Genomic DNA, 25,537 nt, shown 5'->3' on the forward strand with positions numbered 1-25,537 from the left:
CGGTCCGTGCGGCCCGGCCTGTGAGACCGAGGAGGCCGTCGTGGAAGAGCAGCAGGAAGTCCTGGCGCGTACGGTCGCAGCCGTGATGCGCCCCGCCCCGGTCAGCGTCGATGTCGGCGAAACCGCGCTGGTGGCATGGGAACTGTTGCAGCGGTCGGGGTCCCGCCACCTTCCGGTCGTGCGTCCGGACGGTCGCTGCGCCGGCTTGCTGGACCGGGCTGATGTGGCGGTCGCCTGCGCAGCGCCTGCTGTTGCGTTGTCCGCCCTGCGGGTGGACGACCTCCTTCGAGGTCACGGGACGGCGCTCGTCCACGCGGAGCAGAGCGTCCGCCACGCGGTCGACCTCATGGCGTGCACCGAAGCCGACGCCCTTCCGGTGCTGGCCGAGGACGGGAGGCTTGCCGGGCTGCTGACCGCGGTCGACATCGTCGCGGCCCTCGCCGGCCGTCTGGTTCGGGAGAAGCCCGAGCACCGGCCGCCGCAGGTCCCCACGGTGCTGCCCGGGCTGCCGCCACGGCGCGGTGACCGGGGCACGGCCTTTCCCTGACAGCCGGACGCGGCGCGCGAGCGAGGCAGGTGTGTGATGGGAGCGGACGGCGCTGCCGGAGGCAGCGGCTATCGAGGTGTTCCGCATACGGCTGATCTGCGGGTGGAGGCGTGGGCCTCCACGCGCGAGGAGTGCCTGGCGCAGGTGGTGCGGGGCGCCTGCGCGTCCTTCCTGGACCTGGCGGGGGCGGTCGGAGACCACGAGCGGGACGTCGTGGTGCGGGCGCAGCGGGACGAGGATCTGCTGGTCGGCCTGCTGGAGGAGGTCGTGTACTGGCTCGACACCGAGGGCGAGGTCCCGGTCGAGGTCGAGCTGACCCCGGTCGACGGCGGCGTGCGTGGCGTTCTGCACATGGCCGAGGCCGGTTCGCTCCCGGTGACGGGCGCCGCGCCGAAGGCCGTCACGCTGCATGATCTGGTCATGGTCTGCGGGCCGGAGGGCTGGACGTGTTCGGTGACGCTCGATGTGTGACTCCCGCAAGCGAAGGTGTCGCCGCCCTGCCTCAGCGGGCCCGGTCCTTGCGGAGGAACCGGCGCAGCCGTCGCAGTGGCCAGGTGTTGATCACGTCGTCGGAGGTGAGCCATCCGCGTTGCGCCGTGCCGACGCCGTGGCGGACGTACGCGAGCTGGGGGAGCGAGTAGGCGTCGGTGTCGACGGCGAACTTCACCCCGTGGCGTCTGGCGCGGAGGGTGTCCTCGTCGCCCAGGTCGGGGCGGTCGGGCTGGGCGTCGATCTCCGGGGCGGTGCCGGTGCGTGCGCAGCAGGCGAACACCTCGTCGAGGTCGGGGTCGAGCCCGGGCCGTTTGCCGATCAGGCGGGCGGTGGGGTGGCCGCTGACGTTGACGTGGGGGTTCTCGCAGGCGCGTACGATCCGCCGGGTCATCGCCGTGCTGCCCAGGCCGAAGTGGGAGTGCACCGGGGCCACGCAGAGGTCGAAGCCCTGGAGGGACGCGTCGGGCCAGTCCACCTCCTCGTCCGCGTTAGGCCGGACCACGTCCGTCGGTCCGGGAACCGGGTGCTCGGCGTGCTCTCCGGCGCGCGAGGCCGTGGCGCCGAGGGTCTACTGGAAGGCATGGGGCCCGGAGAGGGATGACGGGCATGGACATCAGCTTGGTGCAGGAGTCACCGTTCCGGTTCCGCATCGAGCGGCAGGATCCTATGCGCGTTCCCGGCGTCGTGTTCGCGACACGGGAGCTCCTGCCGCAGGCCGTCGGGGACAAGGCGCTCGAACAGGTCGCGAACGTGGCGACCCTGCCCGGTATCGTCCATGCCTCGTACGCCATGCCGGACGTGCACTGGGGTTACGGCTTCCCGATCGGGGGCGTGGCGGCCACGGACATCGACGCCGGCGGGGTGATCTCGCCGGGCGGGGTCGGGTTCGACATCTCCTGCGGGGTCCGGCTGCTGGCCGCCGGCATCGACCGGGACCCGCTGGCCCCCCGGATGCGGCGTTTGATGGACGTCCTCGGCGACACCGTCCCGCGCGGCCTGGGGCCCGGCGGGCTGTGGAAGCTGTCCGGACGCCCCCAGCTGGAGGAACTCATGGCCGCCGGCGCCGCCTATGCCGTGGAGCACGGCCGGGGCGTGCCCCGTGATCTGGAGCGCTGTGAGGACGGCGGGACGCTGGCAGGGGCGGATCCGTCACAGGTCGGCCAACGGGCCGTGGACCGCGGGCTCCGACAGGTGGGCAGCCTGGGGTCGGCCAACCACTTCCTGGAGGTGCAGGCGGTGGACCGTGTCTACGACGCCGGGACCGCGGCTGCCTTCGGCCTGCATCCGGGCCAGGTGTGCGTCATGATCCACTGTGGTTCGCGCGGTCTGGGCCACCAGGTGTGCAGCGACCATGTCAAGGTCATGGACCGGTCTCTGCGCACCTACGGCATCCAACTGCCGGACCGGCAGCTGGCCTGCGCGCCGGCCGTCTCCGTGCCGGGCCGAGACTACCTGGGGGCGATGGCAGCCGCCGCCAACTACGGACGCGCGAATCGGCAGTTGCTCACCGAGGCGGCACGGCACGCCTTCGCCGTCGCCGCCGGGGCTAGTCTGGACCTGGTCTACGACGTCTCCCACAACATGGCGAAGATCGAGACCCATGACGTGGACGGCGTACGCCGACGGCTGTGTGTCCACCGCAAAGGCGCCACGCGGGCCCTGCCCCCCGGTCACCCGGACCTTCCGGGCGATCTCGCGGAGGCCGGACAGCCGGTCCTGGTGCCAGGCACCATGGGGACCGCTTCGTACGTGATGGCAGGCACCGTCGGCAACAGTGCCTTCTGGTCTTCTGCACACGGTGCCGGACGCGTCTGGAGCCGTCACCAGGCGCTGCGCCGGGTCCGAGGCGAGCAGCTGCACGAGGAGCTGGAATCCCACGGCATCGCGGTCCGCCCGGCTTCCTGGCGGGCGCTCGCCGAAGAAGCCCCGGACGCCTACAAGGACGTCGACGCCGTGGCCGCCGTCACGGAGGCCGCGGGACTCGCCCGGCTGGTCGCCCGCCTGGTACCGCTCGGAGTCGTCAAGGGATGAACGAGCCGGGACCCGCCCACGGGCGGGCCCCGTGTGGTCGGACACCGGTGACGACCCGGAGCCGGTCCCGTGGCCGACCGCGTCGCGGGCGGCGTGCCTCGACGACGTCCTTGCCACGGCAGACGACGTCGGATCGCTCGTCCGGCGGCGTCCTTCAACCGCCGGCTCCCAGCCCTTGGGACAGAAGCAGCTCGTGCGCCAGCCGGGCACCGCGAGCCGCCTGCTTCTCCCTCTCGGTGTCCAGTGAGGGGATGTCTTCCAACCCTTCGGCCAGTGCTCTGACGGCCTGGGCGAGGATCTGCACCTGGGCTTCGAGGGTGCGCAGCCGTTCGTGCTCGTTCGGGGCGATGTTCTCGGTCATGACGGGTCGCCTTCCTGAAGGGGGAGAGGAGAGCAGCCGCCGGACCCTCCGGCGGCGCGGCGTTCACGGGCGGGCGATTCTGCCTGCTCGGCGCCCCGGGGCCGGTCTTCTCAGTCATGGGGGACGACGGCGACGGGGCAGCGGGCGTGGTGCAGGGCGGCCTGGGTCACCGGGCCGAGGCGCGGGGCGAGGGGGGGACGGTGCTTGCGCCGGCCGACGACGAGCAGCTCGGCCCCTTCGGCGGCGCGCACGACGGCCTCGGCGGGGCTTTGGAGTCGGACGCCGTCGGCGACCTCCACCCCGGGGAAGCGTTCGCGCCAGGGGCGGAGAACCTGCCCCAGCCGGCTCTGCGCGTCGTCCGTGATCTCCTTCGTCACGTCGTGGTCCACGCCCCACGGGGTGCGCGCATGGATCGGCAGGCTCCGGCCGTGGATGGGACGGAGGGGGATGCCGCGCGCTGCGGCGGCGTCGAAGGCGAAGGCGAGCAGGTCGTCGCACGGGCCGTGCAGTTTCAGTGCGACGACGACGCCGCCCCGAGCGGGTGACGGTGCCTTCTCCCGGGCCGTGGCACGGACCAGGACCACGGGTCGCTCGGCCCGTGCCACGACGGCTGTGCTCACGGAGCCCAGGAAGTAGCTCTCGGCGGGAGCCAGGCCAAGTGAGCCGAGCACCGTCAGCTCGGACTCCGATGCCGCCTTGACCAGGGCGTTCTGCGCGTCGTCGGCGACCAGGCTGCCGACGATCACGAGGCCCGGGTGGCGTGCCTGGAGTTCCGCCTGCGTGTGGTGCACGAGGCGCCTCGCCCAGTAGTTCTGGTCGATGTCTGCGGGGACACGGGCTGGTTCGGGCGCCAGCATGGGCCAGGCGTGCACCAGGCGGAGCGCGACGTTGCGACGCCCGGCCTCGTCGGCGGCCCAGCGGGCGGCCGCCATGCTCTGGGGTGAGCCGTCGAGGCCGACCGTGACGACTGGCTCCATGGCGACTGCCTCCGTCTCGTATGACGCCGTGATGGACCTGCGGACGCCGGCACCTGCCGGCCGAGGCGCGCCGCGTCCTCTCCGAGGAGTACCTCAGATCGTCCTGGCGCGCATGCGGGCCGCCAGGTGCGCCGGCAGGGAATCCGTTCGCCAGTGCGGAGGATCTGAACGCACCGGGCTCGTCGCGGAGTCGGGGATCCTCTGCATGGAGGGGGAGGACGAGCCCGTCGGGCTTCAGCGGCTGGCGCGGGCGATGGAGCAGGCGCGGGAGGCCGCCGGCTTCTTGACTGCCTATCCGGCGCTTGCCGATCTGCTCGGGGAGCGCCATCGCATCGTCGCCAACGACTGGCAGTCGGCGGGGTTGCTGGCCGACCTCGAGTCCGAGCGGAACGCCCCCGCCTACCTCTTCTCGGCGTCCGAGCCCCTCGACCGGGCGGCGGACCTCCTCGCGGAGTCGGCGACGCTCGTGCGCGACAACGAACGCCGGTGGCGCGTATTCGGTGCTCGCGTCCGTCGGTTGCGGTCCGACCGAAGCGGCTGCGTCGGAACCGTCGCACCGCACATCCGTCGGGCCGCCAGGTGTGGGTCGGCGCGAGTCAGCGTGCCTCGCTGCCGGCGGAGGTCTGCTCTTGTTCTCCCACCTCGCGCTCCCGGTTCTGCGCGTCGGGGAGGTCACGGGCGGAGTGCCAGGAGACAACCTGACCGGACGCTTCCCACGATCCGGTGCAGGCTGCACGGGGACCAGTGCCGAGCGGTCCCCTTCTACGGCTGTCGGCCTCCTGATCTGCCTCCGGGCCTTGGGGCCGGTACGCCGTTTGCCTCGCGGCACAGGACCTCGTCCTGCGAGCAGGGCAGGCTGGCCCTGGAGACGCCCGAAGAGGAAGCGGGGCACCCGTGAAGCCGCTCGCCGACACGACGGTCATCGGGATCGGCAACGAGTTCCGCCACGATGACGGGGTGGGGTGGGCCGCCATCGCGTTGCTGCGGCTGCGCGAAGCGCAGCGGCCTCTCCCGTCCGGCACCGAGCTCGTACAGTGCGACGGAGACCCCGGCCGGCTGATCAGCCTGTGGGAAGGCAAGGTCCTCACCTTCATCGTCGACGCATGTTTCCCACCTGCGGCGGAGCCCGGGCGCGTACACCGGTGGTGTGTGGCTCCCGGCGCGACGCCGCAGCCGGCTGCCGCAGGCAGGCAGAGCACTCACGGGCTCGGGCTGGCCGAAGCCCTGTACCTCGCCGACCGCGTCGGGCGCGGCCCCGGCCGTCTCATCGTGTACGCGGTCGAGGGGGCGGACCGCTCGCTGGGCACCGGGCTCACGCCGGCGGTGGCGGCCGCCCTGCCGCTTCTGGCCTTGCGTATCGAGGCGGACATCCGCAGCACGGCGGGCGGACTCGCCGGGCCGGGTTCGAACCCTGGAGCGCGCAGGTCTGGCATGCTGCCGGAGCCAGGCACGTGGAGACCGAGAGGTGCACCATGACCGACGCTGCGGATGCCGGAGCCGTCCTCGACCACCAGGCCGAGGCGGTCCTCGACCGCGAGGGTCTGGACGTGCTCGTGCGCGTTCTGAAGCGGCGCGGCCGGACGGTCATCGGCCCGACCGTGCGCGACGGCGCGATCGTCCTCGACGAGCTGGACTCCGCAGATGCACTCCCCTACGGGTGGGGGGTCGAACTGGAGGCGGGGCGGTACAGGCTCCGCCGCCGCGAGGACGGGGCGGCCTTCGCGCACAGCGCGGGGCCCCAGTCATGGAAGCCGTTCCTCCATCCGGGGCGAGTCCGTCAGTGGTCCGCGGACCGCGGCCCGGACGGTGCTCCCGTTGTACGGGAGGAGGAGCAGGGAGGCATTTCGTACGCGTTCCTCGGCGTGCGGCCCTGCGATCTGCGTGCCATTCAGATCCTGGACCGGGTGATGAGCGGCGGCAGGTACCGGGATCCCACCTACCTCGCCCGGCGGACGGGTGCCTTCGTGATCGCGGCCGAGTGCACCGAGCCGGGTGCCACCTGCTTCTGCGTCTCGATGGGCAGCGGGCCGGCCGCCGACGCCGGGTACGACCTCGCTCTCACCGAGGTCGTGGACGACGCCGGCCACCGCTTCCTGTGCCGGAGCGGGAGCGAGGAGGGAGCCGCGGTCCTCGCGGAACTGCCCGGGCGGAGCCCCGATGGCTCCACCCGAGCGGCTGCGACCCAGGCCGTGGCCGCCGCCGCCGAACGCATGGGCCGCTCCATGCCGACGGTGGACCTGCGCACGCTGATGCGGGACAGCCTGGAAGCGGAGCGCTGGGACGACGTCACCTCCCGGTGCCTCAGCTGTGGCAACTGCACCATGGTCTGCCCCACCTGCTTCTGCACCACCACGGAGGACGTCACCGACCTGACCGGCGATCACGCCGAGCGCTGGCGCCTCTGGGACTCCTGCTACGACCTGGACTTCTCGCTCCTCCACGGCGGTCCTGTCCGGTCCACCCCGCGCAGCCGGTACCGCCAGTGGCTCACCCACAAGCTGGGGACCTGGCACGACCAGTTCGACAGTTCCGGTTGTGTCGGATGCGGCCGGTGCATCGTGTGGTGCCCCACGGGCATCGACCTCACTGAGGAAGCCCACGCCCTGCACCAGGAGGCCGCGCAGCGGGAGAACACGCCGTGAGCCCGGACCCCGGTGGGCCTGTCGGCGAGGGCGTGCTCGCCGCTCTGGCGGCGGAGCACCGTGGGAGGCTGATGGCCCTCGCCCGGGACGTCGCCCTTCCGGGCGGCACGCGGATCTTCGAGGAAGGGGAGGAAGCCGACCGCTTCTGGATCATCCGCTCGGGAACGGTCGCGCTCGACATCCACATGCCCGGTCGGGGGCGCGTGGTCATCGAGACCATCGGTGCGGGCAGCCTGCTCGGCTGGTCATGGCTGTGCCCACCCCGGCAGTGGCACCTGGCCGCCGAGACCCGGGAGTCCGTACGGGCTTGGGAGTTCGATGCCGCTGCCGTCCACGACCTGTGCGTCGAGGACACCGCGCTGGGCCTGTCGCTGGTCACCGCCGTCGCCGAGAGCATCGGCGACCGGCTCCGAGCCACGCGCACCCGGTTGCTCGACCTCTACGGGCCGCCGGGAGCGCCGGGGAGCGGAGCAGCACCATGACGCCCGCACCGCTGCCCTATCGCGTAGTGGACCGCCATGACGAGACGCACGACACGGTCACGCTCGTACTGGAGCCTTCCGGGGAGGCCCTGAGCCCCTTCGCAACGGGCCAGTTCGCGATGCTGCACGCGTTCGGTGTCGGCGAGATCCCGGTGTCCGTGTCCCGGCTCGCAGACAGGCACCGGCTGACGCACACGATTCGCGCCGTCGGGGCCGTCTCCCGCGCCTTGTGCGGCCTGCGGACCGGCGGGTGGGTCGGCGTGCGCGGCCCCTTCGGTACCGGCTGGGACACGGCAGCCGCTCACGGCAACGACCTGCTCGTCATCGCCGGCGGCATCGGGCTCGCGCCGCTGCGTCCCCTCCTCGACACCGTTCTGGCCGAGCCCCGCGCCTTCGGGAGACTGAACGTCCTCGCGGGTGCCCGGACCCCCGCCGATCTGCTCTACACAGATGAGTTCCCCGCCTGGGACAAGCCGTTCGGCGCCGTCACGGTCGACCGGCCGTCCGGCGGCTGGACCGGCCGGGTCGGAGTCGTCACCACGCTGCTCCGCGAAGCCCGGTTCACACCGCCGGACACGGTCGCCTTCGTCTGCGGTCCCGAGGTGATGATGCGCGCGACCGCACGGGCACTGATCCACCAAGGGGTACGTCCCGACCGCATCCAGGTCTCCCTCGAACGCAACATGCGCTGCGCCACCGGCCACTGTGGCCACTGCCAGCTCGGGCCTCTCCTTCTCTGCCGCGACGGCCCGGTCGTCGGCTACCACCAGGCCGAGCCCCTGCTCACCGTCCGGGAACTATGAGATGAGCCCCCCCACCCCGGCCCGCCCCCGCCTCGGCGTGTTCAAGTTCGCCTCCTGCGACGGCTGCCAGCTCACCCTCCTCGACTGCGAGGACGAACTGCTCGGCATCGCCGCCGAGCTGGAGATCGCCCACTTCCCGGAAGCGTCCAGCGGTTCCGCGCCCGGCCCGTACGACCTCGTCCTCGTCGAAGGCTCGGTCAGCACACCCGAGCACGTGGAGCGCATCCGGCGCATCCGCGCCGATGCCCGCCACCTCGTCACCATCGGCGCCTGCGCCACGGCCGGCGGCGTGCAGGCACTGCGGAACCACGCCGATGTCGATGGGTACCTGGCCACCGTTTACGCCCGCCCCGAATACATCGAGACCCTCGCGACCTCCACACCGATCTCCGCCCACGTACCCGTCGACTTCGAACTGCGCGGCTGTCCCATCGACCGCGGTCAGCTCCTCGAGGTCATCACCGCATTCCTCACCGGACGCAAACCCGCCATCCCCAACCACAGCGTCTGCTTCTCCTGCAAGCGGCGCGGCAACGTCTGTGTCACCGTCGCCCACGGCACCCCCTGCCTCGGCCCCGTCACCCACGCGGGCTGCGGAGCCCTGTGCCCGACCTACGGGCGCGGCTGCTACGGCTGCTTCGGCCCGGCCGGCACCACGAACCTTCCCGCGCTGGTCCCCCTCATGCAGCGGGACGGGATGAGCGAGGAGGACATCGGCAGGTACCTGCACACCTTCAACGTGACCGCCTTCACCGCCGTGGAGGAGCAAGAGCAGCCCGGTACGACCGACGCGGAAGGCCTCGGATGACCGACCCCACGCCCCGGACCCAGGAGCTGCGCATCCCCTCCCTCGCCCGTGTCGAGGGCGAGACCGCGCTGCACCTGCGTATCCACCACGGCACCGTCATCGAGGCGCGGCTCAAGATCTACGAACCACCACGGTTCTTCGAAGCCTTCCTCCGGGGCAGGGCCCACACAGAGCCACCCGACCTCACCTCGCGCATCTGCGGGATCTGTCCCGTCGCCTACCAGCTGAGTGCCTGCCGTGCCCTCGAGGACGCGTGCGGCGTTGTCGTCGACGGGCAACCGGCCGCCCTGCGCCGCCTGCTGTACTGCGGCGAATGGATCGAGAGCCAGACGCTGCACATCCACATGCTGCACGCACCGGACTTCCTCGGCGAAGACGACGTGATCGGCCTGTCCCGCTCCCATCTGGAGCACGTCAAGCGTGGACTGCGCCTGAAACAGGCCGGCAATGCCGTGGTCGAACTGCTCGGGGGCCGGGCGATCCACCCCGTCAATGTCCGGCTCGGCGGCTTCCACCGCGCGCCGACGCGCGCCGAGCTCCGCCCCTTGGAAGAACGGCTGCGCACCGCCCTCGACGACGCCTGGGACACGGTGCGCTGGGTCGCCGGTTTCGAATTCCCGGACGCCGAGTGCGACGCAGACCTGCTCGCCCTCGCCGAGACCGGCACCTACGCCATCGAGTCCGGCGTTCCCACCGTGCTTCCGTACGACGCTGGGCTCCCCCCGTACAGCTTTCCCCTGCGGGACTTCGCCGCACACGTGGCCGAGGAGCAGGTTCCCCACTCCACGGCCCTCCACTCCCGGCTGGACGGCCGAAGGCATCTCACCGGCTCCCTCGCCCGCTGGGCGGTCAGCGGCCACCTGCTGTCCCCGCTGGCCCTGCAAGCGGCACGGGAGGCCGGGCTGGGCGACCCCCCGTCGCGCGCGGGTACCGGGCGGGGAGAGGTCTGCCGCAACCCGTACCGAAGCATCCTCGTCCGCGCGGTGGAAGTCCTGTACGCGGTGGAAGAGGCCCTCCGGATCATCGCGGAGTACGAGCGTCCAGCCTGCTCGTACGCAGAGGTGCCGGCCCGGGCCGGCACCGGGCACGGTGCCACGGAGGCGCCACGCGGCCTGCTCTACCACCGATACGCGCTGAACGGTAGGGGCCTTGTCACCGACGCCTGCATCGTTCCGCCGACGGCCCAGAACCAGGGCGCCATCGAGGAGGACCTGCGTCGACTGGTCCAGGCCGGGCTCGACCAGGGGCAGGGCTCCGAGGCCGAACTCACCCGGCTGTGCGAGCGGGCCGTCCGCAACCACGACCCGTGCATCTCCTGTTCGGCCCACTTCCTGGAACTGGACATCGAGCGCACCCACTGATCACGCCGGGCGAGACCGGTTGTTCCGGGCGGATCGACGACCGCTCCGCACGGTGCCGTCGCTCCCCGCGTTGCGGGGGCTCCGAGTGCTGCTCGGATGACATGCGGCCGTGCGCCCGGCGCGTTGGCGCAGTTGCTCCGGGGGTACCGCTTACGGTCGCTGCACGGATACCGGCGCGAGCGCGGAGACGGCACGGCTCCCGGCCGGTCGGACGGACACCTCACCGCCATTCCAGTCATCTAGCAGACGGAGCAGTCGGCATGGAGCCAGTCGTCACCGTAGGCCTCGACGGCTCACCCGAGAGCCTTGCCGCCGCGCGCTGGGCCGGCGATGAAGCCGCCCGTCGCAGACTCACGCTGCGGCTGTTGCACGCGTGGCCCCTCCTGGCGCCGGAACCGGACCACGCTCCCGCCGAGATGGATCAGAACTACTGGGCGAAGCGGATCGTGCACAACGTGAAGGCCGAGCTCCAGGCGCGCCACCCGGGCCTCGTCATCGTCGGCAACCTGGTCGCCGAGGATGCCCAGGAGGCACTGCTGAAAGCGGCCGCGGAGTCCGAGATGACCGTGCTCGGTTCGCGGGGGATGGAACTCGTCGAGAGCTACTTCCTGGGGGACATCAGCATGCCCGTCGTGGCACGGGCCGAGCGGCCGGTGGTCCTGGTACGTGCAGGGACGCGCGAAGAGGGGGCGTCGTCCGCTCCGGATGTCCCGGGCGCCGTAGTGCTGGCACTGAGACTGCACGGTCCGTGCGACGAACTGCTCGCATTCTCCTTCGCCGCCGCTGCGGCACGGGACGTTCCCCTGCACGCCGTCCACGGCCGAAGCATGCCCCTGCACGCTCATGCTCCCTGGGGCATGGACCACGATGTGACCGAGAAGATCAGGCGGGAAGCGCAGGGGCTCCTGAGTGACGTTCTCCGCCCCTGGCGTGAGAAGTTCCCCAGCGTGGAGGTAACTCCCGGTGTCGGTCTTGAAAGCCCTGCCAAGGTCGTGGTCCGTGCCGCCGAGGGTGCGGGACTTCTGGTCGTCGGCCGACGCAGGCATCGCCCCGCCCTGGCTCCCCCATTGGGTTCCGTGGCCACCGCCGCCATCCATCACGCACGCTGCCCCGTCGCCGTCATTCCCCATGACTGAGCCGGGCCACCCCGAGGAGTCGACGGCCTCGGCGCACCGGGCCGACGCGTCCGTGCTCCGGACCGGCATCGGCCTCGGTGTTCCGCCGCTCCCGCGGGCAGAGGTGTGCGAGACCCACACGGCCGTGGTGTTCTTCGTCGGTGACCGCGCCTACAAGGTCAAGAAGCCTGTCGACCTGGGCTTCCTCGACTACACGACCACGGCCGCCCGGAGGACCGCGTGCGAACAGGAAGTCGCTCTCAACCGCCGCTTCGCCCCTGACGTCTACCTGGGGCTGGGGGAATTCCGCTGCCCGGACGCGGACACGCCCGAACCGCTCGTGGTGATGCGCCGCATGCCGACGGAACGACGCCTGTCCCTGCTCGTGAGCCAAGGCGCCGACGTCGACGACGCTCTGCGGGCGGTTGCGCGCCTCCTCGCCTCCCGTCACGCGGACGCGCCCCGAGGCCCGGACATCGACGAGCACGGCAGGCGGGACGCGCTGTCCGCCCGCTGGGAAGCGAGCTTCACACAGGTCAGGGAACTGACCGACGACGTGCAGCTGCTCGACGGGGTGGAGGAGACCGAGCGCTTGGTGCGGCGCTATCTCGCCGGCCGCGAGGAACTCTTCGACGCGCGTATCGAGCAGGGGCGGGTGGTTGACGGCCACGGCGACCTGCTCGCCCAGGACATCTTCTGTCTCGACGACGGACCCCGCGTCCTGGACTGCCTGGAGTTCGACGACCGCCTTCGCTCCGTCGACGGTCTGGACGACGCGGCCTTTCTCGCCATGGACCTGGAGCAGACGGGTGCCCCGGAGGCCGCGGCGTTCTTCCTGGCCCAGTACGGCGAGTATTCCGGCGACCCCGCACCGCCGTCCCTGTGGCACCACTACGTCGCCTACCGCGCGTTCGTCCGTGCCAAGGTGTCCCTGATCCAGGCAGCTCAAGGCGCCCGCGGCGCGGAAATGGCAGCGCGGCGACTGGTCACCACGACGCTGCACCACCTGCGCACCTCCGCTGTCGGCCTGACCCTCGTCGGTGGCCTCCCGGGCAGCGGAAAGTCCACCCTCTCCGGCGCACTGGCCGATCGCCTGGGCGTCACGCTGCTCAGCAGCGACCGTCTTCGCAAGGAACTGGCAGGCATGCCGGCGGAGGAATCCGCAGCCGCCGGTTATGGAGAAGGGCTGTACACACCCGAGTGGACCGCGAGGACGTACGCGGCGCTGCTCGACCGGGCGTCCGCCCTCCTGTCCCGCGGCGAGTCCGTCGTCCTCGACGCCACCTGGTCCGATGCCGGACAGCGTGAAGCCGCCCTGCGCATGGCCGAACGCGCCAGTGCCGACCTGGTCGCCCTGTACTGCCAGGCTCCGGGAGACGTGTCGGCAGCGCGCCTGACGACCCGCGCCCCCGGAGCGTCCGACGCCACCCCCGAGGTGGCCACGGTCATGGCAGCCGCCGAGCCGCCATGGGAGGAGGCCGTCCCCATCGACACCGGCGGCCTGTTGGAGGCCGCGGTCAGCCAGGCGATGGCCGCCGTACGCCCCTACGGATCCGGCAGGACCCCGGTCTTCCGCCGCCCCTACATGGAACCGGGCTGAGACCGCGCCCACCTCGACGAATGTCCTGGCGAGGTCCTGACATCTGTTATGAGGCGGTGGCCGGCACCTTGGCGAGCGGGCGCCGGGGGTTGTGCATGGAAGGACCCATGGCAGCGTCCTCGATGAGCGGAACTGCCAGGTCCGGAAACGGTGCGTTCGTGAGACTCGCCTGCCTGCGCCGTGCGGTTCATTCGTGGGCGACGACGGCGACCGGCGCGACCGCATGGTGCATCACGGCGTGTGTGACGGGGCCGATGTGAGTGCCGAAGGCGGAGTGGCGGATACGGCGGCCGACGACGACAAGGGCGGCGGCGGAAGCCGCGTCGAGGATCTGAATCGCCGACTGGCCCACCGTGGCCCGGGAGTCGACCTGCAGTGCAGGGTACTTCTCGTGCCAGGGGCTGATCATCTCGTCCAGTGCGGTGGTGATGCCGTGGGCCATTTCCTGCTGGACCCCGGGGTCAAGAGTCGGCGCGTAGCTGAGGATGGGCGGTGGCGACCAGCCGTGGATGATCACGAGCGGGCAGCGGCGGTGGGCGGCCTCCTCGAAGGCGAAGGCGAGCAGCTTGTCACAGGGCTGGTGGATGTCCACGCCGACCACGACGGGTCCTCGGTCGCGGGTACCGTCCGGCGGATTGCCCGTGTGGTCCACGGACCGGACCAGCACGACGGGCCGCACTGCCTCGATGATGGTGGAGGCGCCGGTGGATCCGACGAGAAACCCCCTGATGCCACCGAGTGCGCGCGAGCCGAGCACGAGCATGTCGGAGTCCTCGGCGGCGCGGGTGAGGGCCAGGGCGGGCAGCCCGCCCACTCGGCGGGTATCGATCTTCAGCGACGGATGTGCCCTGTGTGTTTCCTCCGCCGTGTCGCGGAGGACGGCTTCAGCCCACTGCCGGCGTCCCTCGGTGGTGGTGACCGGAAGGGGAGGATTCTCCAGCCATTCCTCGGCGTGGACCAGGTCCAGGGAGGCGCCGCGAAGCTCCGCCTCATGGGCTGCCCAGCGGGCAGCCGCCGCACTTTCCGGGGACCCGTCGAGGCCGACGGTCACTCGGTTCGCCATGGTCTCCATCTCCTTCGTCGTGGATCGGCTCTTGTCCCGCTCACTCCAGACTGACGGCCCGTCTCCGGTGCGGGGCGAGAGGTCCGGGACTGATCGACCGGGGTCGGTCACGTCAGGCGGCCAGTCGGCCGTCCGGCGTCCGACAGAACTCGGTAGGCCTTCCGCCGGCTCCCGCGGCGCACAGAGGGCACGTCCCCATGGTCTCGCGTCGACGAGCGCGGCACTGGGCCCCGGCTGGACTGCTGCGGGCGAGGCCGTGCGCCGCGGCCGCCCCCTGCGCATCGTCCACGGTGCCGACACCGACGGCCGGGCCCTGTACCTGTCGGCGGAGACCATCGAGAGGCTCCGTGCCGCGGGCCGGGAACTCCTGGACGACAGCGCCGACACCGTCGCCGGCCTGCACCGGGCCGGAGGCCTGCACGGCACGGTCGTCGTGGGAAACCGGGGGCCTGGGCGGCTTCAACTCGCTCATGCTCCGGTCCGTCGGCAACGTGGTACCCATGCCGACGGTGTGGACGAGGTCGCCGGCCGGCACGTGGAAACACTGCTCGCCCTCACGGACACGACCTGCGCGGAGTTCCCCGACCTGACCGTCGAGAACGATGCGGAGAAGGGCATCTCCGTGGCCGGCGTTCTCGTCGAGGCGTCCCGCCACGCCGACCTGCTGGTCATGGGCGGCCGCCGGGCCCCCACCCCGCTCGGACTCCGGCCCTGCCTCGGGCGGGCTACGCGCAGCCTGCTGCACCACGCCCAGTGCCCGGTCCTGCTCGTTCGCAGGTTCGGCAGCGACTTCGGGAGCACGTCATCGACCGCCACCCGGGAGCAGGCCCGTGACATGACCGGCATGCAGGACCACCGGGACTTCGACCGGAGCGCGGCGTCTTGACAGCGTTCGGTCCCGACGCCCACGTCCGCCACCTGCACCACACCGCGCACCACTGAGCGGAGCGCCCACCTCCTGCCGGGACTACCATGGAGAAGGGCCGCCGACCCCCTCACCGCTGCCACCGGCCGGAGGTGGACATGAGCGCAGGCGACCGGCCTGCCGAACCGGGCCTGCCCCGGCTGCGCCTGGACGAGCTCCTCGACGAGCTCCAGGTACGGATCGAGGAGGTACGCGGGGCCCGCGACCGGCTCAACGGCCTCCTGGAAGCCGTCATGTCCGTCGGCCGGGAACTGGATCTGCCCCAGGTGCTGCGGGGCATCGTCGAGGCCGCGGTCGTTCTCGTGGACGCGGAGTACGGCGCCCTCGGCGTGATCGGCGACGACAAGAAGCTCGCCGAATTCCTGCCCGTCGGCATCAGCGACGAACTCCGTGCCCAGATCGGCGACCTGCCGTCCGGCCACGGCATCCTTGGCGAGCTCATCCGCTACCCCCAGGCCCTGCGCCTGCCGGAGCTGTCCGAGCACCCCGCCTCGTACGGCTTCCCGGACCACCACCCGCCGATGCACTCCTTCCTCGGCGTGCCCATCCGGGTCCGCGAAGAGGTCTTCGGCAACCTCTACCTCACCGAGAAGCGAGGCCGCGCCGGCTTCGACCCGGAGGACGAGGCCGTGCTGTCCACCCTCGCGGTGGCCGCCGGTATTGCCATCGAGAACGCCCGCCTCTTCGAGGAGGTGCGCCTGCGCGAGCGCTGGCTCGAGGCCAGCGCGGACATCACCAGCGCCCTGCTGTCCGGAACCCCTCAGGACGAGGTCCTCCAGGGCATGCTGGAGCGCGCCAAGGACATCACCGGTGCCGACATGGGCGTCTTCTACCTCCTGGGTCCCGGCGGCGAGCTGCGCGGCTCCCTGGCCCTCGGGGAAGGCGCCGAAGCACACCGGGGGATCGTCCTGCCCAGCACCCGCGGCACCCTGGCCGAGGCGGCGCTCGCCCGCGATGGCCTGATCACGGTGACGGACATCGCGACGGACGGGCGGGTCACCGCGCAGTCCGAACGCTGGAAGGGCTTCGGCCCCGCCGTCGCCGTCACGGTCGGCACGAAGGAGAAGCTCAGCGGCGTCCTGATGCTCGCCCGCCGGCAAGCGCGTCCCGTGTTCGCGCCCTCGGAGGTCGCAGCGCTCCCTGGCTTCGCCGGCCAGGCGGCCCTGGCCCTGGAGCTGGCGGACCGGCGGCGCGACGCCGAGCAGATGAGCATGCTGGAGGACCACGACCGCATTGCCCGCGACCTCCACGACCTCGCCATCCAGCGCCTCTTCGCCACAGGCATGACCCTGCAGAGCGCCCGGCGCTTCGTCGACCACCCCGAAGCCTCCGAACGGCTCGCCCGCGCCGTCGACGACCTCGACGCCACCATCAAGATCATCCGCTCCACCATCTTCGGACTGCGTGAGCACGAAACCCCGGCCATGGGCTCCAAGCTCCGTGCCCGCGCCGTCCAGACCCTGGACGAGGCAGCGGCCGGTCTCGGCTTCGCCCCGGCCCTGCGGATGGAAGGCCTCATCGACACCGACGTCCCGCCGGCCGTCGCCGACGAGGCCTTGGCCGTACTCGGCGAAGCACTCACCAACGTCGGCCGTCACGCTGCGGCCGCCCGCGCGGAGGTCCTGATCACCGCCGCGGACGGAGTCCTCACCGTCGCGGTGACGGATGACGGCACCGGCATGCCCGAGGGCGGCCGACGCAGTGGCCTGCGCAACCTGAGCGAGCGCGCGCAGAAGCTGGGCGGGCGGATGACCGTCGCCTCCCCGGGCCCCGGCGAGCACGGCACCCGCCTGGAATGGCAAGTACCGCTGGCTCCCTCGACGCCGTGAACGGCGGCCCGGCACCAGGGCCGGTCGGGGCGGTGGTGGGACCGTCCGGCGCTGGTGGCCGGCACGTAGCGCGACGCGCCCGCCATGATCGCGGCCGGCAGTGCGTCCTCGTCGTCGAACGGCGTCGGCATCAGGCAGGCCGGCCCGGCATGTGGGACCGTAGCTCCCGGCAGACGATGATGCCGTCGCCGTCGGGCAGCCGCACGTCCAGCACGGCGACGTCCGGCCGCAGCGCCGGCCCGCGGGCCGGCGCCTGCTCGGCCGTGCCCGCCTCACCCACCACGATGATGTCCGGTTAGGCGTCCAGGAGGTCCCTCAGTCCGCGCCGGTACCACCTCGTGGTCGTCGAGGAGGAACACCTTGATCGGCGCCTCGCGTGCGGCATTCGGATCGTCGGACATGGTCGCGCCCCTGGTTCGGTCCGGGTTGTGCGCTCTCATCCGGGCTATCCCGGGTCCGGCGGCGGACGCCGAGACGGGGCGCGCTCCGCCCGTCGGCGTCGGCCCGGCCCCTACCGGCGCGGCCCCGGGTGGGCGGTGGCGGAGAAGCCGTCGTGCCAGGCGGCGCGTGCGCCGGAGTCGCCGATCCGGCAGACCTGCACGACCGTGCCCGCACCGATCAGCAGAGCCAGCACGACCGCCACCGCGCGCAGCGGCGTGGACCGGGCCCACCGGGCCGCCGCCGGGGCCGGCGGGGTGGCGGAGGCGCGCCGCTGCACCCACCAGACGGCCGTGGCCAGGACGAAGAGGGCCAGGACCCAGGGCAGGAGCCCGTCGCCGAGCTCGGCGTGGCGGCGGATCAGCGGATCGCGCTCGATGTGGTGCTCCAGCCACTCGCCCGCCTGCGTCGTCAGCGGCACGCTGACCAGGACCGCCAGCGCGAGGGCCGGCAGCGCGGGACCGGCCCGGTGGGCGGCGCGGGGGAAGCAGGTGCACACGATCAGGGCGAGGGCGGCCAGGGGGGCCAGGACCACGACGACGTGCACCAGGAGGATGTGGGCGGGGAGACCGTTGATCAGGCCGAGTCCCATGGTGCTCCTTCGGAGGATGCGGTGAGCGGGCGGGGTTCGGGCGGCAGCCTCACAGCCGAACCTCTGCGTACCTTCTGAAAACGGCCCCGCACACGCACTGGGCGGCGACTCAGAGGAAACTCAAAGGTGGGGCCGTGCCCGGCCGGGGCACGCGCCGGGAGATGCTGGAGGGGCCATGGAAGAGCCCCGCACGACATCGCCCCTGCGCCGCCCGGACGGCGAACCGGTCCGGATCCTCGTCGTCGACGACGAGCCCGACGTGACCGACGTCCTCGCCTGCGCGCTGACGGCCGAGGGCTGGGAGGTCCGTACGGCGGCGGACGGCGCCGCAGCGGTCGCGGCCGGCCTGGACTTCCGGCCCGACGCCGTGGTCCTGGACCGGATGCTGCCCGACCTCGACGGCGTGCAGGTGCTCCGTGCCCTGCGGCGGGACGCACCCCGGGTGGGCGTGCTCTTCCTGACCGCGCGGGACGCCGTCGAGGACCGGATCGCCGGTATCACGGCCGGCGGAGACGACTACGTCACCAAGCCGTACAGCCTGGAGGAGGTCCTGGCCCGGCTGCGCGGCCTGCTGCGGCGGGCCGGGATGCTCGCCGAGTCCGACGGGGTGCACCGGCTGACCGTCGGTGACCTCAGCATGGACGAGGAAGCGCGGGAGGTCACCCGCGGCGGGATCGTGATCGGCCTGTCGCGGACCGAGTTCGAGCTGTTGCGCTTCCTGATGCGCAACCCGCGCCGGGTGTTGTCCAAGGCCCAGATCCTGGACCGGGTGTGGGCCTACGACTTCGGCGGGCGCGCGCACGTCGTCGAGCTCTACATCAGCTACCTGCGCAAGAAGATCGACGCCGGGCGGCCCCCGATGATCCACACGGTCCGCGGCCTCGGGTACGTGCTGAAGCCGGGCGGCACCCCGTGAGACGCCTTGCGCCCCGCACCCTGCGCGGCCAGCTCACCGCCGGGCTGGTCGCGCTCCTCGCTCTGGCCTGCCTGGCTGTCGGCTTCACCACCGCCGTGGCCCTGCGCGGGTTCCTGACCGGACGGCTGGACGAGCAGCTCACCGCGTCCCAGGGCAGGTTCGCCGCCAGCCTGGAGCACGAGGCCGTACCCGACGCCGACAACCGCCCCGACACCCGTGGTCAGGCTGACGGGACCTTCGGCGCACGCCTCCTGAACGGCGCCGTCACCCAGGCCGCCGTCGTCGACGACGCGGCCGACCGCACCCTGATCCTCACCCCCGACGACCGCCGCGCCCTCGCCCGCACCCCCGTCGACGGCCGCGGACACTCCCTCCGCCTCTCCGGCCCCGGCCGCTACCGCGTCACGGCCGTACGGGGCGACGACGGGGACGTCCTGGTGACCGGACTGCCCCTGCATCCGCTGGAAGAGACCGTCCACCGCGTCGAGGCGGTCGAGGCCGCCCTGTTCGGCACGGCCCTGGCGCTCACCGGCATCGCGGCCGCCGCCTGGGTACGGATCTCCCTGAGACCGCTGCGCCGGGTCACCGCCCGGGCCGCGGAGGTTGCGGAGCTGCCCCTTGCGAGCGGCGAGGTCGCCATGCCGAGCCCGCTGCCCGACACCGACCCGCGCACGGAGGTCGGCCAGGTCGGCAGCGCCCTCAACCGCATGCTCGGCCACGTCGAGGACGCCCTCGGCCGCCGTCACGCCAGCGAGGAGCGCCTGCGCCACTTCGCCGCCGACGCCAGCCACGAACTGCGCACCCCGGTCGCGAACATCCGAGGCCACGCCGAACTCGCCCTGCGCCACCGGGGCCCCGTACCCGGCGACGTCCGGCACGCCCTGGAACGCATCGAGGCGGAGTCGCAGCGCATGACCTCGCTCGTCGACGACCTCCTCCTGCTCGCCCGGCTGGACGCCGGGCGGCCGCTCGAACGCGCGGCGGTCGACCTCACCCTGCTCATCCTCGACGCGACGGCCGACGCCCGGGCCGCCGGCCCGGGCCACCACTGGCGTCTCGACCTCCCCGAAGAACCGGTCGTCGTCACCGGCGACGCCCGCGGTCTCCAGCAGGCCGTCGGCAACCTCCTCGCCAACGCCCGCACGCACACCCCGCCCGGCACCGAGGTGACCGTCACGCTCGCTACCGGACCGGGAAGGGTGACCGTGACCGTAACGGACGACGGGCCCGGCATCCCCGACGAACTCCAGCCCGAGGTCTTCGGCCGCTTCGTCCGGGCCGACCACTCCCGCTCCCGGGCGACCGGCAGCACCGGCCTCGGCCTCGCGATCGTCCACGCCGTCGCCGCGGCACACGGCGGAACCGCCACCGTCACCAGCCGCCCCGGGCACACCCGGTTCCGCCTGACACTCCCTCTCGCCTAAACGGGTGCGTCGACGGTGCTGTCCAGCTCCGTCCGGACGTCCACGACCCCCTCGACCGCGCGGATCGCCCGCGCGAGCAGGGGTGCCAGGGCACGGTCCCGTACCCGGACCCCGTGAAGCACCTGCACGAAGCTGCCCAGCACGACCGGCTCGCCACCTCGGGACCGTACGCGCGGGTGCGCCACCCCCAGTACGACGGCCTGCTTCTGCTCATGACCGGCTTCCTGCTCCAGTGGCCGACCGTCCCGACCCTGGTGTTCCCGGTCCTGGTGCTGCCGGGCAAGGCCGGACGCCGGAGAATGGAAGACGCGGGGTCTGCCGTGTGACCTGCGGCGGAGGAGGCTTCGCCGACGGCGGAGCTGTCCGATCCCTCGCGTCACGCGCGTGACCAGAGGAAAGGCAGTCCCCATGACCAGCATCGCCAACCGCATCGCCACACTCTTCCGGACCAAGGCGAACACAGCGCTGGACCGGGCGGAGGATCCCCGCGAGGTCCTCGACTACTCCTATGAGCAGCAGCTTCAGATGCTGCAGCGGGTACGGCGCGGGGTTGCCGACGTCGCGACCAGCCGTAAGCGCGTCGAACTCCAGGTGACCCAGTTGCAGCAGGCCACGCGGAAGCTCCGGACGCAGGCACAGCAGGCCCTCGCGGCGGGGCGGGAGGACCTCGCCCGGGAGGCGCTGACGCGCCATACGGGGGTCGCTGCGCAGATCACCGACCTGGAGGGCCAGCTGACCTCGCTGCGGGAGCAGGAGGAGAAGCTGACCCTGGCCGCACAGCGGCTCGAGACGAGGGTGGACGCGTTCCGCACCCGCAAGGAGACGATCAAGGCAAGCTACACGGCTGCCGAGGCCCAGACCCGTATCACCGAGGCCGTCACGGGCATCGGTGAGGAGATGGGCGATGTGGGCCTGGCCATGCAGCGCGCCCAGGACAAGACCGAGCAACTCCAGGCTCGTGCCGGCGCGCTGGACGAGCTGATCGCCTCCGGTGCGCTGGAGGACGCCACCCTGCCGGCCGGGCGTGACGCCATCCAGGCCGAACTGGACCGGGTGAGCGGGGGTGGCGAGGTGGAGGCGGAGCTGGCCCGGATGAAGGCGCAGCTGCCCGCCTCCTCCGCCCCGCCCGCGGTGGAGGGCCCCGCTGCGTCGAAGGACCAGCCGGACCGGGAGGCGACGTCATGATCATGCGGATCCTCGGCGAAGGCCAGTACGAGATCGCCGACGAGCACCTGGGCAAGCTCAACGAGCTGGACTCCACTCTTCAGGCTGCCGTCGACGCGGACGACGAGACCGCCTTCGCGAGCGCCCTCTCGGCCTTGCTGGACGCTGTTCGCACATTCGGCGCGTCTTTGCCGGACGACACCATCACCCCGTCCGACCTCGTGGTGCCGGACATGGGCACCAGCTTGGCGCAGGTGCGCGAACTGCTCTCCGGCGAGGGCCTGATTCCGGGGTGACGGCCATGCGCAGCCGTTTCGAGCCCGACCGGCAGCTGACCGTCCGCATGGCGGTCACGATGTTCCTGCTGGGGCTGGTGTACGTGGCGTTCATCGCCACGTTGATCGTGCTGCTCAAGTCGACCGTCCTGGTCGTCGTCATCGCCGCCGCACTGCTGGGGGTCCAGTTCTGGTACTCGGACCGGATCGCCCTGTACGCGATGCGAGGGCAGATCGTCACGGCAGAGGAGCAGCCCGAGCTGCACGGGGTCATCGACCGGCTGTGCGCCACGGCCGACATGCCCAAGCCGCAGGTTGCCGTCTCGCACATGGACCTGCCCAACGCGTTCGCGACCGGGCGCAACGCCGACCACGCCGTGGTCTGCGTGACCACCGGCCTCATGCGCCGCCTGGAAACCGAGGAACTCGAAGGCGTCCTCGCCCACGAACTCTCCCACGTCGCCCACCGCGACGTCGCGGTGATCACCATCGCCTCCTTCCTGGGCGTCATCGCCGGACTCGTCGTCCGCTTCGCCTTCTACTCCCAGATGTTCGGCGGACGCGACCAGCGTGACCAGAACACCGCCGTCGCATTCATCGCCGTCATGGCGGTCTCCGCCCTCGTGTACGCCGTCAGTTTCCTGCTCATCCGGGCCCTGTCCCGCTATCGCGAACTGGCCGCCGACCGGGCGGCGGCCATGCTGACCGCCAAGCCGTCCGTGCTGGCCTCGGCACTGACCAAGGTCAGCGGCGACATCGCACGCATCCCCACCGAGGACCTGCGTACCGCCCAGGCGTTCAACGCCTTCTTCTTCGCCCCGGCCCTCGGTCCCGGCACGGCGGTGGCGAACCTGTTCTCCACCCACCCGAGCCTGGAACGCCGGCTCGAGGCCCTCGCCGAGATCGCAGCCGAGCTGGGTGGACCAGGCGGCGGGACACCGTAAGAGGGAGCTGAGGCCCCATGGGTTTCTGGGACACGCTGCTCGGGCGGTCCAAGCCGGTCAGACCCGACCTGGACCAGCTTTTCGGCCTGCCCTCGGCGGCCATCACCCTCCAGGCGGCCATCGGCTTCACACCGACCGGAGCCGGCTCGGTCTGCTTCGCCTCGATCGAGGGCGGCGCCTTCACCCGGGTACAGCAAGAGGTACGGGCCCTGCTGGAGGCGGACTCCGAACGCGGCGGCGCACCGGTGGAGTTCAGCCGTGACGGTTACGGCTATTCATGGCTGCTCTCCCGCCGTGCCCCGGACGACCTGCCCGCGCTGGTGGGGGACCTGCACGCGGTCAACACCGCGTTGCAGGACAGCGGCTTCGGCCCGCAGCTCCTGTGCTCCCTGGTCTCTTTCCGCGACGCCGAGCTGCGCCCCCTCGCCCTCGTCTACCTCTACAAGCGCGGCACCTTCTACCCCTTCGCGCCACAGTCCGGCGAGAGACGCGACAACCCCCTGGAACTCCAGGTCAAGGCCGTGATCAAGGACGACCTGCGCATCGAGGAAGAGCTGGGCCGCTGGTTCCCGCTGTGGGGAGCCCCCGGCCTGTGAAAGGGCCGACGGCGTCATCCGAGCCCGGGAAGCGGCACGTGACAGGAGCCGACGGGCCGCACGCTCCGGCGGCGGTGCCGGCCGGCACGGGCCTGACGAAGACGTACCGGCACAGCTTCCGCCCGGGCCGTCGGCCGGCTCCGGTGCTGCGCGGAGCGGACCTCGAACCGACGGCCGGTGAGGTGGTCGGCCTGGTCGGAGAAGGCAGCTCCGGCCAGAGCACCCTGATGCAGCTCCTGAGGGACAGCTCGCGGGCGTCATCGCCATGATCGAGGCCGGTCGTGACTGCAAGGACGTCGTCACGCAGCTCGCGGCAGTCTCCCGTGCCCTCGACCGGGCTGGCTTCAAGATCGTCGCGAGCGGCATGCGCCAGTGCCACCCCGGCCACCCCGACGAGCACCTGTCCTTCCTGCTCCCCGACGGCGCCCGAGGTGCTCGCCGACCACGGCGCCCGGCCGGCGCCGCTGACCGACCCGGACGTCCACGACCTGGTGGGCGCGCCGATGCGCCCCGCTAGTGAGCGCTTCGACGGGCGAGTGGCTGACCAGGAGCCGAGGCGTACTGCAGTTGCCGCGCCGAGCCGCGAGAGCGACGCTCGAACGTATGGGCAGGAATGGTCTCAAACGTGGGCTGACTTCATTCGGTACGGTGACTTGCGCACTGGCCGGTTACGTACTGCTCGTACGGCCACGGCTGCTGACCTGGGGCGCTACCCCCGACGAAGTCGCGCGCACCTACCCAGGTGACGACCTCATCCCCGATGCCGGCAGCTCGTCGATCATGGCGACGACGCTGCCCGCGCCTCCCGAAGAAGTCTGGCCCTGGCTGGTCCAGATGGGCTGTAATCGCGGCGGCTGGTACAGCTGGGACCGGCTGGACAACGGCGGACGGCCGAGCGCACGCCGTATCGTCCCCGACTGGCAGAGCCTGGAGGAGGGGCAACGTCTCAATGCGGTGTCCAGTGGCCACTCCTGGTTCACCGTGGCCCTCCTCGTACCGGACCGAACCCTGGTGCTCCGCTCAGACGTGGAGCTGCGTTCCGGCCGGAGCTTCGACATCCGGTCCGAACCCCTGCCCAGGGCGTACGTCGATTCGTTGTGGGGCTTTCACCTCGGGCCGGCTCCCGGAGGCCAAACCCGCCTCGTGGTCCGGGGACGAGGCCGAAGCCGGCCACGGCCGTTCACCCGGTCCGCTGACCTGCTGTTCTGGGAGCCCGCTCACTTCATCATGCAGACCCGCCAGTTCCATAACCTGCGCGAACGGGTCACTACGCGCGCGTGACACAGCCCTGTCCGTGCTCGTCCCCGCGGGGATGGTGCGAGGGGCCGCACGCGTGGCTCGCGCCAGCGGGGCATTTCGTGCAGTCTGCTGCACACTATTGGCATGGCCGAGGACGAGGCGCAGCTCAGCCCTCCTGAGTCGCTGCTGCGGTTGATCGACAACCTCGCGCGGTTCCACCGCCAGCACGAGGAGTATTACTCGCAGGCACCTTTGCAGCAGGCCGGCGATCTGCAGGAGCGGTCCCGGGTGCTGAAGGCGCTGGCTGACCGCTGGAGCGTGGTCGGAGTACGCGAGCAAGCCCCGTCGGTCGCGTTCGCCGGCGCGGAGGACCTCAATGCTCCAGGACTCGTCGCGGAGTCGGGCGTCCTTTTCATGGAAGGGGAGGGCGAACCAGCAGAACTGCAGAGGATGAGGCGTGAAGTCGGGCTGCTGGCGGATGATGTGGAGCAGACGGGGGACTGGCTCGCCAACGCGATGGAGCAGGCATGGGGCCTTGCGGGGGCCTTGGCCGCCTACCCCGCGCTGGCCGACCTGCTGGGGGAGCGGCACCGGATCATTGCCAATGATTGGCAGTCGGCCGCTCTGCAGTCTCTGATCTCGCGGCTGCTGCGACGCGCACTTGACCTGCTGGCCCGTGTCGATTTCGCACCGGCGGCACTGCGGGCCGACCTGCGAGGCGCACGTGAAGCCCCCGCCTACCTGTATTCGGCTTCCGAGCTGCTGGACCGGGCGGCGGATCTGATGCTGGAGTCGGCAACACTGGTGCATGACAACGAGCGCCGGTGGCGTATCTTCCGTGCCCGAGTTCGGGAGTTGGAGTCGGCGTAGGCAGGTCAGGATCCGTCGTTTGCGTCGGCGTCGCGGCCGCGGA

At 71.7% G+C, this 25,537-nt stretch carries 28 protein-coding genes and 3 pseudogenes; 24 read left to right on the plus strand and 7 right to left on the minus strand.

Annotated features, from left to right (window positions below; all coding sequences use genetic code 11):
- Window positions 1-40: 40 nt before the first annotated feature.
- Window positions 41-547 (plus strand): HPP family protein, encoded by a 507-nt coding sequence (locus ACIGFK_RS15810; RefSeq protein ID WP_376654890.1) that lies wholly within the window; start codon window positions 41-43, stop codon window positions 545-547.
- Between the two features lie 36 nt (window positions 548-583).
- Entirely contained in the window at window positions 584-1,018 is a 435-nt protein-coding gene (locus ACIGFK_RS15815) for an archease (RefSeq protein WP_376654889.1), read from the plus strand.
- 31 nt (window positions 1,019-1,049) lie between these two features.
- Here ACIGFK_RS15815 and ACIGFK_RS15820 read toward each other — a convergent pair.
- Window positions 1,050-1,523 (minus strand): annotated as a pseudogene (locus ACIGFK_RS15820) (DNA polymerase/3'-5' exonuclease PolX); the annotation flags it as partial.
- A gap of 122 nt (window positions 1,524-1,645) precedes the next feature.
- On the opposite strand from ACIGFK_RS15820, the gene ACIGFK_RS15825 reads away from it, so the two are divergent.
- A complete protein-coding gene (locus tag ACIGFK_RS15825) occupies window positions 1,646-3,070 on the plus strand; it encodes an RtcB family protein (protein WP_376654888.1) in 1,425 nt (474 codons plus the stop codon).
- A gap of 154 nt (window positions 3,071-3,224) precedes the next feature.
- On the opposite strand, the gene ACIGFK_RS15830 is transcribed toward ACIGFK_RS15825, so the two are convergent.
- Window positions 3,225-3,431 carry a hypothetical protein gene (locus ACIGFK_RS15830; protein WP_376654887.1) on the minus strand — a complete coding sequence of 69 codons (207 nt, stop codon included), beginning with the start codon at window positions 3,429-3,431 and terminating at the stop codon, window positions 3,225-3,227.
- A gap of 110 nt (window positions 3,432-3,541) precedes the next feature.
- Window positions 3,542-4,408, minus strand: a complete 867-nt coding sequence (locus ACIGFK_RS15835) for a universal stress protein (protein WP_376654886.1) — start codon at window positions 4,406-4,408, stop codon at window positions 3,542-3,544.
- An 894-nt stretch (window positions 4,409-5,302) separates the two neighbouring features.
- Between ACIGFK_RS15835 and ACIGFK_RS15840 the strand changes: the two genes are divergently transcribed.
- From ACIGFK_RS15840 to ACIGFK_RS15875, 8 genes are all read left to right on the plus strand, one after another.
- Window positions 5,303-5,884, plus strand: coding sequence for a hydrogenase maturation protease (locus tag ACIGFK_RS15840; protein ID WP_376654885.1), 582 nt, complete (start codon window positions 5,303-5,305; stop codon window positions 5,882-5,884).
- The gene (locus tag ACIGFK_RS15845; protein ID WP_376654884.1) at window positions 5,881-7,050 is read left to right on the plus strand and encodes a 4Fe-4S dicluster domain-containing protein; all 1,170 of its coding nucleotides are present in this window, start codon (window positions 5,881-5,883) and stop codon (window positions 7,048-7,050) included. The genes ACIGFK_RS15840 and ACIGFK_RS15845 overlap by 4 nt, the downstream gene beginning before the upstream one ends.
- Window positions 7,047-7,532, plus strand: coding sequence for a cyclic nucleotide-binding domain-containing protein (locus ACIGFK_RS15850; protein WP_400052172.1), 486 nt, complete (start codon window positions 7,047-7,049; stop codon window positions 7,530-7,532). The genes ACIGFK_RS15845 and ACIGFK_RS15850 overlap by 4 nt, the downstream gene beginning before the upstream one ends.
- Complete coding sequence (locus ACIGFK_RS15855) at window positions 7,529-8,335, plus strand: FAD/NAD(P)-binding protein (protein WP_386462796.1); 807 nt, start codon at window positions 7,529-7,531, stop codon at window positions 8,333-8,335. Before ACIGFK_RS15850 ends, ACIGFK_RS15855 begins: the two co-directional genes overlap by 4 nt.
- Before the next feature lies 1 nt (window position 8,336).
- Window positions 8,337-9,143 carry an oxidoreductase gene (locus ACIGFK_RS15860; protein WP_376654881.1) on the plus strand — a complete coding sequence of 269 codons (807 nt, stop codon included), beginning with the start codon at window positions 8,337-8,339 and terminating at the stop codon, window positions 9,141-9,143.
- Window positions 9,140-10,504: a Ni/Fe hydrogenase subunit alpha gene (locus tag ACIGFK_RS15865; RefSeq protein ID WP_376654880.1), complete on the plus strand. Its 1,365-nt coding sequence runs from the start codon at window positions 9,140-9,142 to the stop codon at window positions 10,502-10,504. Before ACIGFK_RS15860 ends, ACIGFK_RS15865 begins: the two co-directional genes overlap by 4 nt.
- 260 nt (window positions 10,505-10,764) lie before the next feature.
- Entirely contained in the window at window positions 10,765-11,640 is an 876-nt protein-coding gene (locus tag ACIGFK_RS15870; protein ID WP_376654879.1) for a universal stress protein, read from the plus strand.
- Window positions 11,641-11,743: 103 nt separating this feature from the next.
- Window positions 11,744-13,219, plus strand: coding sequence for an AAA family ATPase (locus ACIGFK_RS15875; RefSeq protein WP_376654973.1), 1,476 nt, complete (start codon window positions 11,744-11,746; stop codon window positions 13,217-13,219).
- A gap of 187 nt (window positions 13,220-13,406) precedes the next feature.
- Here ACIGFK_RS15875 and ACIGFK_RS15880 read toward each other — a convergent pair whose 3' ends face one another.
- Window positions 13,407-14,282: a universal stress protein gene (locus tag ACIGFK_RS15880; protein WP_376654878.1), complete on the minus strand. Its 876-nt coding sequence runs from the start codon at window positions 14,280-14,282 to the stop codon at window positions 13,407-13,409.
- 256 nt (window positions 14,283-14,538) lie between these two features.
- On the opposite strand from ACIGFK_RS15880, the gene ACIGFK_RS15885 reads away from it, so the two are divergent.
- Entirely contained in the window at window positions 14,539-15,168 is a 630-nt protein-coding gene (locus ACIGFK_RS15885; RefSeq protein ID WP_400052175.1) for a universal stress protein, read from the plus strand.
- 137 nt (window positions 15,169-15,305) lie between these two features.
- Window positions 15,306-17,036, plus strand: a complete 1,731-nt coding sequence (locus tag ACIGFK_RS15890; protein ID WP_386462805.1) for a GAF domain-containing protein — start codon at window positions 15,306-15,308, stop codon at window positions 17,034-17,036.
- Window positions 17,037-17,098: 62 nt separating this feature from the next.
- Here ACIGFK_RS15890 and ACIGFK_RS15895 read toward each other — a convergent pair.
- Both ACIGFK_RS15895 and ACIGFK_RS15900 read right to left on the minus strand, forming a co-directional pair.
- Window positions 17,099-17,437: pseudogene (locus tag ACIGFK_RS15895) on the minus strand (response regulator transcription factor); the annotation flags it as partial.
- A 110-nt stretch (window positions 17,438-17,547) separates the two neighbouring features.
- Entirely contained in the window at window positions 17,548-18,066 is a 519-nt protein-coding gene (locus ACIGFK_RS15900) for a DUF2231 domain-containing protein (protein ID WP_376654875.1), read from the minus strand.
- Window positions 18,067-18,241: 175 nt separating this feature from the next.
- Between ACIGFK_RS15900 and ACIGFK_RS15905 the strand changes: the two genes are divergently transcribed.
- Both ACIGFK_RS15905 and ACIGFK_RS15910 read left to right on the plus strand, forming a co-directional pair.
- The gene (locus ACIGFK_RS15905) at window positions 18,242-18,982 is read left to right on the plus strand and encodes a response regulator transcription factor (RefSeq protein WP_376654874.1); all 741 of its coding nucleotides are present in this window, start codon (window positions 18,242-18,244) and stop codon (window positions 18,980-18,982) included.
- Window positions 18,979-20,406, plus strand: a complete 1,428-nt coding sequence (locus tag ACIGFK_RS15910; RefSeq protein WP_386462810.1) for an ATP-binding protein — start codon at window positions 18,979-18,981, stop codon at window positions 20,404-20,406. Before ACIGFK_RS15905 ends, ACIGFK_RS15910 begins: the two co-directional genes overlap by 4 nt.
- Here ACIGFK_RS15910 and ACIGFK_RS15915 read toward each other — a convergent pair.
- Window positions 20,403-20,528, minus strand: a complete 126-nt coding sequence (locus tag ACIGFK_RS15915) for a hypothetical protein (RefSeq protein ID WP_400052178.1) — start codon at window positions 20,526-20,528, stop codon at window positions 20,403-20,405. The two genes, ACIGFK_RS15910 and ACIGFK_RS15915, sit on opposite strands and share 4 nt — an antisense overlap.
- Here ACIGFK_RS15915 and ACIGFK_RS15920 point away from each other — a divergent pair.
- The 9 genes and pseudogenes from ACIGFK_RS15920 to ACIGFK_RS15960 all read left to right on the plus strand — a co-directional run bounded on the left by ACIGFK_RS15920 (window position 20,520) and on the right by ACIGFK_RS15960 (window position 25,494).
- Window positions 20,520-20,732, plus strand: coding sequence for a hypothetical protein (locus tag ACIGFK_RS15920; RefSeq protein ID WP_386462813.1), 213 nt, complete (start codon window positions 20,520-20,522; stop codon window positions 20,730-20,732). The two genes, ACIGFK_RS15915 and ACIGFK_RS15920, sit on opposite strands and share 9 nt — an antisense overlap.
- Before the next feature lie 82 nt (window positions 20,733-20,814).
- Window positions 20,815-21,591, plus strand: a complete 777-nt coding sequence (locus tag ACIGFK_RS15925) for a PspA/IM30 family protein (RefSeq protein WP_386462816.1) — start codon at window positions 20,815-20,817, stop codon at window positions 21,589-21,591.
- Window positions 21,588-21,866, plus strand: coding sequence for a hypothetical protein (locus ACIGFK_RS15930; protein ID WP_400052180.1), 279 nt, complete (start codon window positions 21,588-21,590; stop codon window positions 21,864-21,866). Before ACIGFK_RS15925 ends, ACIGFK_RS15930 begins: the two co-directional genes overlap by 4 nt.
- Before the next feature lie 5 nt (window positions 21,867-21,871).
- A complete protein-coding gene (gene htpX, locus ACIGFK_RS15935; RefSeq protein WP_376654868.1) occupies window positions 21,872-22,789 on the plus strand; it encodes a zinc metalloprotease HtpX in 918 nt (305 codons plus the stop codon).
- Window positions 22,790-22,806: 17 nt separating this feature from the next.
- Window positions 22,807-23,385, plus strand: a complete 579-nt coding sequence (locus ACIGFK_RS15940; RefSeq protein WP_400052181.1) for a hypothetical protein — start codon at window positions 22,807-22,809, stop codon at window positions 23,383-23,385.
- Window positions 23,386-23,423: 38 nt separating this feature from the next.
- Window positions 23,424-23,654: a hypothetical protein gene (locus ACIGFK_RS15945; RefSeq protein ID WP_376654866.1), complete on the plus strand. Its 231-nt coding sequence runs from the start codon at window positions 23,424-23,426 to the stop codon at window positions 23,652-23,654.
- Window positions 23,624-23,902, plus strand: a pseudogene (locus ACIGFK_RS15950) (metal-sensitive transcriptional regulator); the annotation flags it as partial. The gene ACIGFK_RS15945 and the pseudogene ACIGFK_RS15950, both read left to right, overlap by 31 nt.
- Window positions 23,903-24,033: 131 nt before the next feature.
- Window positions 24,034-24,666 carry a hypothetical protein gene (locus tag ACIGFK_RS15955; protein WP_376654865.1) on the plus strand — a complete coding sequence of 211 codons (633 nt, stop codon included), beginning with the start codon at window positions 24,034-24,036 and terminating at the stop codon, window positions 24,664-24,666.
- A gap of 102 nt (window positions 24,667-24,768) precedes the next feature.
- On the plus strand, window positions 24,769-25,494 hold the full coding sequence (locus tag ACIGFK_RS15960; RefSeq protein WP_376654864.1) for a hypothetical protein: 726 nt from the start codon (window positions 24,769-24,771) through the stop codon (window positions 25,492-25,494).
- Window positions 25,495-25,537 lie beyond the last annotated feature (43 nt).

Origin of the sequence: Streptomyces sp. NPDC085524 (assembly GCF_044541755.1) — a bacterium.
GTDB lineage: Bacteria > Actinomycetota > Actinomycetes > Streptomycetales > Streptomycetaceae > Streptomyces.

Coding starts and splice junctions, on each gene's coding strand:
- ACIGFK_RS15815 (WP_376654889.1), top strand. CDS start 584: ATGGGAGCGGACGGCGCTGCCGGAGGCAGCGGCTATCGAGGTGTTCCG.
- ACIGFK_RS15825 (WP_376654888.1), top strand. CDS start 1,646: ATGGACATCAGCTTGGTGCAGGAGTCACCGTTCCGGTTCCGCATCGAG.
- ACIGFK_RS15830 (WP_376654887.1), bottom strand. CDS start 3,431: ATGACCGAGAACATCGCCCCGAACGAGCACGAACGGCTGCGCACCCTC.
- ACIGFK_RS15835 (WP_376654886.1), bottom strand. CDS start 4,408: ATGGAGCCAGTCGTCACGGTCGGCCTCGACGGCTCACCCCAGAGCATG.
- ACIGFK_RS15845 (WP_376654884.1), top strand. CDS start 5,881: ATGACCGACGCTGCGGATGCCGGAGCCGTCCTCGACCACCAGGCCGAG.
- ACIGFK_RS15855 (WP_386462796.1), top strand. CDS start 7,529: ATGACGCCCGCACCGCTGCCCTATCGCGTAGTGGACCGCCATGACGAG.
- ACIGFK_RS15860 (WP_376654881.1), top strand. CDS start 8,337: ATGAGCCCCCCCACCCCGGCCCGCCCCCGCCTCGGCGTGTTCAAGTTC.
- ACIGFK_RS15865 (WP_376654880.1), top strand. CDS start 9,140: ATGACCGACCCCACGCCCCGGACCCAGGAGCTGCGCATCCCCTCCCTC.
- ACIGFK_RS15870 (WP_376654879.1), top strand. CDS start 10,765: ATGGAGCCAGTCGTCACCGTAGGCCTCGACGGCTCACCCGAGAGCCTT.
- ACIGFK_RS15880 (WP_376654878.1), bottom strand. CDS start 14,282: ATGGCGAACCGAGTGACCGTCGGCCTCGACGGGTCCCCGGAAAGTGCG.
- ACIGFK_RS15890 (WP_386462805.1), top strand. CDS start 15,306: ATGAGCGCAGGCGACCGGCCTGCCGAACCGGGCCTGCCCCGGCTGCGC.
- ACIGFK_RS15900 (WP_376654875.1), bottom strand. CDS start 18,066: ATGGGACTCGGCCTGATCAACGGTCTCCCCGCCCACATCCTCCTGGTG.
- ACIGFK_RS15905 (WP_376654874.1), top strand. CDS start 18,242: ATGGAAGAGCCCCGCACGACATCGCCCCTGCGCCGCCCGGACGGCGAA.
- ACIGFK_RS15925 (WP_386462816.1), top strand. CDS start 20,815: ATGACCAGCATCGCCAACCGCATCGCCACACTCTTCCGGACCAAGGCG.
- ACIGFK_RS15930 (WP_400052180.1), top strand. CDS start 21,588: ATGATCATGCGGATCCTCGGCGAAGGCCAGTACGAGATCGCCGACGAG.
- htpX (WP_376654868.1), top strand. CDS start 21,872: ATGCGCAGCCGTTTCGAGCCCGACCGGCAGCTGACCGTCCGCATGGCG.
- ACIGFK_RS15940 (WP_400052181.1), top strand. CDS start 22,807: ATGGGTTTCTGGGACACGCTGCTCGGGCGGTCCAAGCCGGTCAGACCC.
- ACIGFK_RS15960 (WP_376654864.1), top strand. CDS start 24,769: ATGGCCGAGGACGAGGCGCAGCTCAGCCCTCCTGAGTCGCTGCTGCGG.